This is a genomic window from Micromonospora sp. URMC 106 (assembly GCF_051386395.1).
GTDB lineage: Bacteria > Actinomycetota > Actinomycetes > Mycobacteriales > Micromonosporaceae > Micromonospora.
This window is the reverse complement of sequence record NZ_JBPQTP010000015.1, coordinates 85,205-91,299: the sequence shown is the minus strand read 5'-3', so window position 1 is coordinate 91,299 and position 6,095 is coordinate 85,205. Positions and strand designations below refer to the sequence as shown.

Sequence of the window (6,095 nt, the reverse complement as noted above, 5' to 3'; positions counted from 1 at the left end):
GGGCGGCGGCTCGGCCCCGCCCGGCTGACGCGTGGTGTCGTCGGTGGACATGTAACCCCCGCTCCCGGCGCGGACGCGCCGTCGCCGTGCTCAACGAGCGCCGCCCCCTGAGCGTCGCGTCGCCGCGTCGCCGCGTCGCCGCCTCGCCGCCTCGCCGCCTCGCCGCGTCGCCGCCTCGCCGCCTCGCCGCGTCGCCGCCTCGCCGCCTCGCCGCGTCGCCGCGTCGCCGCGTCGCCGCCTCGCACGGCGGGCACCGGCCCTCCGGCGTCGCGGCGTCGTCGGTTCACATGCCCCGGCGGGGGAGCGGCAGGTGCCCGGGGAGGAGGTCGGAGGTCAGCGTGACGCCGGTGGCCCGCAGGGCGTCGATCAGGGTGTTCTGCACCAGATAGGAGTCCGGCAGTTGCCAACGGGCCTGCTCGGGCGCGACCGCCCAGCGGACGGTGCCCTCCGGCAGCCGGGTCGGCGGGGCCGGGATCCACGAGCCGGGGCCGTGCCGTACGACGTGGAAGCAGTGGTCCAGCTCGGGGCGGAGCGGATCTCCGGGACGGACCAGGAACATCCAGCGGCCGGTCGGAGTCACCAGCACCGGCCCGCGTACGCCGACGCCCGCGGGGTGGGTCTGCACCGCGTCCAGGACGTGCCGACCGAGGTGCGTGGGGACCTCCAGCACGTCGAACGCCCGGCCGGTGGGCAGCAGCACGCCGTGCGGGCGGGTGCGCCACCAGGTCGCCACCCGGGCCGGGTCGGCGCTCGCCGCGTGCTCCCAGTTCTCCAGTGCGGGATGGCAGCCGACCGTCGGGCAGCCGGCGCGGCCGCAGACGAAGCGGCTGCGGGCGAGGCAGGCCCCCGGGGTGACGTCCCAGCCGTGCAGCGCGTAGCGCACGGCCACCCGGCGCAGCCGCACCCGTTCCAGGGGCGACAGTTGCACGACGCGCGGTCCGACGTTCCCCCACATGTGCCATCTCCCTTCGCCGGACCCGGTCGGCATCCAGGTCGCATGTCGAGCACCGTCACTGCCGTAACCCGCGATCGTTGAGCTGACGAACGGCTGATGCAACTTGCACGGAAACTACGAGAACTGGCTGTACGGCTGACGTACATGCTGTGCGACCAGCGAAAATCTGAGGCGTGCGCGCGATCGCGACCGCGAGCGTCAGCCGGCGGGCCGGGTCGGGTCGGGCAGGGGAGGGACGGAAGATGGACGAGTTACCCATAGGGCGGCGGGTGGCCTACTGGCGGGGGCGGCGCAAGATGTCGCAGCAGGTCTTCGCCGACCGGCTGGGCAAGTCGAAGAGCTGGGTGGACAAGGTCGAGCGCGGGGTGCGGCGCCTGGACAAGTTCTCCGTCCTCTACGAGATCGCCGACATCCTCCAGGTCGACGTGCAACTGCTGCTCGGCAAGGACCCGGAACGGCGTACGGACGCGTTGAACTGCATCGACCAGGTCGAGGTGCAGGAGATCCGGGCGGCCCTGGAGCGGTACGACTCGATGAGCGCGTACTTCGACGCCGCGCCGTACCCGCCCCCGCTGGCCGACATGCGCAAGGCCGTCAACCACGCCTGGCTCACCTACCAGTACGGCCGCTACGGGATGCTCACCCGGGCGCTGCCGAAGCTGCTGCGCGACGCCCAGGCCGCCGACGCCGGCTACCGCGGCGACGAGGCCCGGGAGGCGGCCCACCTGCTGGGGCAGGTCTACCAGATCGCCTCGTCGGTGCTGCGCAAGCTGGGCGAGTGTGACCTGGCCTGGCTGGCCGCCGACCGCTCGATGGCGGTCGCGCAGCGCGCCGACGACCAGCTCCTGGCCGGCATCGCCACCACCCGGGTCTGCAACGCGCTGGTCGCGATGGGCCGGCCCCGCCCCGCCCTCGAACTCAACGTCACCATCGCCAACCGGCTCGCTCCCGGCGGCGGCAACGAGGCGTCCCCGGCCCGCCTCTCGGTCTACGGGATGCTGCTGCTCCAGGGGGCGATGGCCGCCGCGCGGATCGGCGACTCGGCCACGGTCGACGACCTGATCAACGGCGCGCAGGAGGCGGCGACCCTCCTCGGCGGCGACCACAACCACTACTGGACCTCGTTCGGGCCGACCAACCTGGAACTGCACCGGGCGGCCGCCGCGGTCGAGCTGGGCGACGGAGGGCGCGCGGTGGAGGTCCACCAGCAGCGGATCCAGGAGCCGGCGTTCAACGCGCTGCTGCCCGAGCGCCGGGCCCACCACCTGCTCGACATCGCCCGCGGCTTCGCCCAGGTCGGTGACGTGGCCAACGCCGGCGAGATGCTCCTGCGCGGCGACCGCCTCGCCCCGTCCGAGATCCGCTGCCGGCCGATCGCCCACGAGGTGATGTCGGACATCCTGCGTCGCACACGTGGTGCGCCGCCTTCTCCGATTGCGGAGTTGGCTGAGCACATGGGAGTAGGGGTATGAGCGCGGAGCCGGCCTGATGAGCGGCCAGCGCCCGAGCAGCGAGCGCCGCGAGGTGCTCTACGTCATCGCCTGCGGTTCGCCGCTGGCCCGCCACGTCGGCCGGCTCGTCGAGCTGGCCCAGCAGGACGGCTGGGACGTCTGCGTGGTCACCACGCCGGACGGCGCCAAGTTCGTCGACCGGGCCGAGCTGGCCCGGCAGACCGGGCACCCGGTCCGCATTCACTACAAGAATCCGGGTGACCTCGACGTGCTGCCGCCGGCGGACGCCATGATCGTCTGTCCGGCGACGGTCAACACGGTCAACAAGTGGGCGGCCGGGATCACCGACACACTGGCCCTCGGCCTGCTGGTGGAGGCGCAGGGATTGGGGGTGCCGCTGGTGGCGGTGCCGTTCACCAACGCGGCGATGGCGGGCCACCCGGCCTTCCGGGCCGGCCTCGCCCGGCTCGCCGAATGGGGGGTGACGGTGCTCTTCGGCGACCACGTCGTCCCGCTGCACCCGCCCGGCACCGGCGAGCGCCACCTGCACGCCTTTCCCTGGGCCGTGGGTCTGGCCGCCGTCCGGGACCGCCTCTGCCCCGTCGCCTGAGATGCAGGGTGGGGCCCCTGGCCGACGCGGCGCGTTGGCGAGGGGCCCTTCCTCCCCGCCGGTGACGGCGGTGGGGTGGCCGGCGGCGCGCCCCCGAGGTGTCGCGGACACGCCGTGACGTCGGGTGGGCGACGCCCCCGGCCACGGCCCGCGCCGGTAAGCTGGCCCGCCGTGAGCACCAACGCAGACCCGCCGACCGTCTCCGAGGTGGTCGCCGAGCTGGAGCGGCGCTACCCGCCGGCCTGGGCCGAGGAGTGGGACCGGGTCGGGCTGGTGCTCGGGGAGCCGTGTGCCCCGGTGCGCCGGGTCCTCTGCGTGGTCGACGTGGTGCCCGAAACCGTCGCCGAGGCGCTCGACGCCGGAGTCGACATGATCGTCGCCCACCATCCGCTGCTGCTGCGCGGCGTGTCGTCGGTCGCCCCGACGACGTACAAGGGGCGGATCGTCCACCGGCTGATCAAGGCCGACGTGGCGCTGTACGTCGCGCACACCAACGCCGACGTGGCCGACCCGGGGGTCTCCGACGCGCTCGCCGCCCGGTTCGGGCTGACCGGGCTGCGCCCGCTGCACCGACCCGCGCCCGGCTCGCCGGCCCACGGCGCCGGCCGGGGAATCGGCCGGATCGGCGAGCTGCCGGAGCCGATGACCCTGGCGGAGCTGACCCGGCACGCCGCCGCCGTGCTCCCCGCCACGGCCTGGGGAGTTCGCGCCGCGGGGGAACCCGGGCGTATGGTTCGTACCCTCGCGGTCAGCGGCGGCGCGGGGGACGGCTTCCTCGCCGACGCGACCGCTGCCGGGGTGGACGCGTTCCTCACCGCCGACCTGCGGCACCATCCGGCCGGCGAGCACCTCGCCGCCGACGGCCCGGCCCTGCTCGACGCCGCCCACTGGGCGACCGAACGACCGTGGCTGGACGACCTGGCCGCCATCCTGCGGGAGGCGACGGGCGTCGAGACGCTGGTGTCCGACCTGGACACCGACCCGTGGACCGTACACGCCGCCCCACCCGCGGTGGACGAGAAGGAGCCCCGACGTGAAGGCTGACCCGCAGGTCCAGCGCCGCCTGCTCGACCTCCAGGCGATCGACACCGCCCTCGCCCAGCTCGCCCACCGCCGTCGCGTGCTGCCCGAGCGGGCCGAGCTGGAGGCGTTGGCCCGGGAGCTCTCCGCGCTGGAGGACGAGCGGGTCCGTGCCCAGGTGGCGGTCGACGACCTCGATCGGGACATCGCCCGGCTGGAGAAGGACATCGACCAGGTGCGGGCCCGTAAGTCCAAGGACGAGGACCGGCTGGCCGCCGGCACCGGCCCGGCCCGGGAGCTGGAGGCCCTCCAGCACGAGCTGGTCTCGCTCAACCGCCGCCAGGGCGACCTGGAGGACGCCGAGCTGGAGCTGATGGAGCAGCGGGAGACCGCGCAGGGCGTGCTGGACGGCATCGAGAAGCGGATCGCCGAGGCCCGGGAGAAGCGGGACGCCGCCGAGCGGCGCCGCGACGACGCCCTGGCCGAGATCGCCAAGGAGGAGGAGTTCAAGCGCGGCGCCCGCCAGCCGCTCGCGGCCGACCTCCCGGCCGACCTGGTCCAGCTGTACGACAAGATCCGCGAGGACTCGGGGCTCGGCGCGGCGCTGCTCACCGCCGGCCGGTGCGGCGGTTGCCGGCTGGACCTCTCCGGCGCCGACCTGGCCCGGATCCGCAAGGCGGCGCCGGACGACGTCGTGCGCTGCGAGGAGTGCCGGCGGATCATGGTCCGCACCAACGAGTCCGGCCTGTAGCCCGTGGCGCCGCGCGTGGTCGTCGTCGAGGCCGACGGCGGGTCCCGGGGCAACCCCGGCCCGGCCGGCTACGGCGCGGTGGTCCGCGACTCCGACACCGGTGAGGTGCTGGCCGAGCGGAGCGAGTCGATCGGCGTCGCCACCAACAACGTCGCCGAGTACCGGGGGCTGATCGCCGGGCTGGAGGCGGCCGCCGAACTGGGCGCCACCGAGGTCGAGGCCAGGATGGACTCGAAGCTGGTGGTCGAGCAGATGTGCGGCCGCTGGCAGATCAAGCACCCCGGGCTGCGCCCGCTCGCCGCGCAGGCCGCCGGCCTGGTGAACCGTTTCGCCGCGGTCCGGTTCAGCTGGATCCCCCGCGAGCGCAACCGGCACGCCGACGCCCTCGCCAACGCCGCCATGGACGCCGCCGCCGCGGGCCGCGCCCCGGCCCCGGCCGCCGTCGAGCCGCCGCGCGTCGTGGAGCCCCCGCGCGAGGTGGCCGGCCCCGACTCGGCGGCCCGGGCGAGGGCCCGCGAGGTGGCCGCCCGCGCCGCGTCGGCGACGACCACCGGCACCGACCCGGCGACCGCGCCCGCCTCCTGGGAGCCGCGGCCGAGCTTCACCGCCACCCGGCTGATCCTGGTCCGGCACGGCGAGACCGCGTACACCGAACAGCGCCGCTACTCCGGCCGCGGCGACGTGCCGCTGTCCGAGCGGGGCCGGGCCCAGGCCCGGGCCACGGCCGCCCGGGTGGCCGGGCTGGCCCCGTCCGTCGCGGCCGTGGTCAGCTCGCCCCTGTCCCGGTGTACGGCGACCGCGGAGGCGATCGCCGGGGCGCTCGGCGGGGTGCCGGTGCGCCGCGAGGACGACCTCGTCGAGTGCGACTTCGGGGCCTGGGAGGGGCGTACCTTCGCCGAGGTCCGCGAGGGATGGCCGGGGGAGATGGACGCCTGGCTCGCCTCCACGCGGGTGGCCCCGCCGGAGGGCGAGTCGTTTGTCGAGGTCGCCGAGCGCTGCCGCCGCGCGGTCGACGGACTGTGCCGGGCGTACCCCGGGGAGACCGTGGTGGTGGTCTCGCACGTCTCGCCGATCAAGCTGGTGCTGCGCGACGCGCTCGCGGCCGGCGACGGGTTCCTGCACCGGCTCTTCCTGGACGCGGCCGGCATCTCGGTGCTGGACATGTGGCCCGACGGCGGCGTCGCCGTCCGCACGGTCAACGACACCGCGCACCTCGCCGGAGTCTGAGCCGGCTCCGCGCGCCTGGCTGGCCTCCGACCGCCTTCCGCGCTGAGCCGGCTCCGCTCGCCTGGCCGGCCTCCGCCGCCT

6 protein-coding genes are annotated in these 6,095 nt (G+C 75.3%); 5 read left to right on the top strand and 1 reads right to left on the bottom strand.

The window, feature by feature from the left end:
- Positions 1–283: 283 nt before the first annotated feature.
- Positions 284–955 carry a bifunctional DNA primase/polymerase gene (locus ACSNOB_RS07905; RefSeq protein ID WP_393103178.1) on the bottom strand — a complete coding sequence of 224 codons (672 nt, stop codon included), beginning with the start codon at positions 953–955 and terminating at the stop codon, positions 284–286.
- Positions 956–1,197: 242 nt separating this feature from the next.
- Here ACSNOB_RS07905 and ACSNOB_RS07900 point away from each other — a divergent pair, with 242 nt between their 5' ends.
- From ACSNOB_RS07900 to ACSNOB_RS07880, 5 genes are all read left to right on the top strand, one after another.
- Complete coding sequence (locus ACSNOB_RS07900) at positions 1,198–2,427, top strand: helix-turn-helix domain-containing protein (protein WP_436685921.1); 1,230 nt, start codon at positions 1,198–1,200, stop codon at positions 2,425–2,427.
- 16 nt (positions 2,428–2,443) lie between these two features.
- The gene (locus ACSNOB_RS07895) at positions 2,444–3,016 is read left to right on the top strand and encodes a flavoprotein (protein WP_436685920.1); all 573 of its coding nucleotides are present in this window, start codon (positions 2,444–2,446) and stop codon (positions 3,014–3,016) included.
- A gap of 171 nt (positions 3,017–3,187) precedes the next feature.
- Positions 3,188–4,060, top strand: coding sequence for a Nif3-like dinuclear metal center hexameric protein (locus ACSNOB_RS07890; RefSeq protein WP_393103184.1), 873 nt, complete (start codon positions 3,188–3,190; stop codon positions 4,058–4,060).
- A complete protein-coding gene (locus ACSNOB_RS07885; protein ID WP_436685919.1) occupies positions 4,050–4,787 on the top strand; it encodes a zinc ribbon domain-containing protein in 738 nt (245 codons plus the stop codon). Before ACSNOB_RS07890 ends, ACSNOB_RS07885 begins: the two co-directional genes overlap by 11 nt.
- A 3-nt stretch (positions 4,788–4,790) precedes the next feature.
- Complete coding sequence (locus tag ACSNOB_RS07880; RefSeq protein ID WP_436685918.1) at positions 4,791–6,014, top strand: bifunctional RNase H/acid phosphatase; 1,224 nt, start codon at positions 4,791–4,793, stop codon at positions 6,012–6,014.
- The last annotated feature ends 81 nt before the right edge of the window (positions 6,015–6,095 follow it).

Excerpts from the sequence above, each read along its gene's own strand:
- ACSNOB_RS07905 (WP_393103178.1), bottom strand. The coding sequence starts at position 955 with ATGTGGGGGAACGTCGGACCGCGCGTCGTGCAACTGTCGCCCCTGGAA.
- ACSNOB_RS07900 (WP_436685921.1), top strand. The coding sequence starts at position 1,198 with ATGGACGAGTTACCCATAGGGCGGCGGGTGGCCTACTGGCGGGGGCGG.
- ACSNOB_RS07895 (WP_436685920.1), top strand. The coding sequence starts at position 2,444 with ATGAGCGGCCAGCGCCCGAGCAGCGAGCGCCGCGAGGTGCTCTACGTC.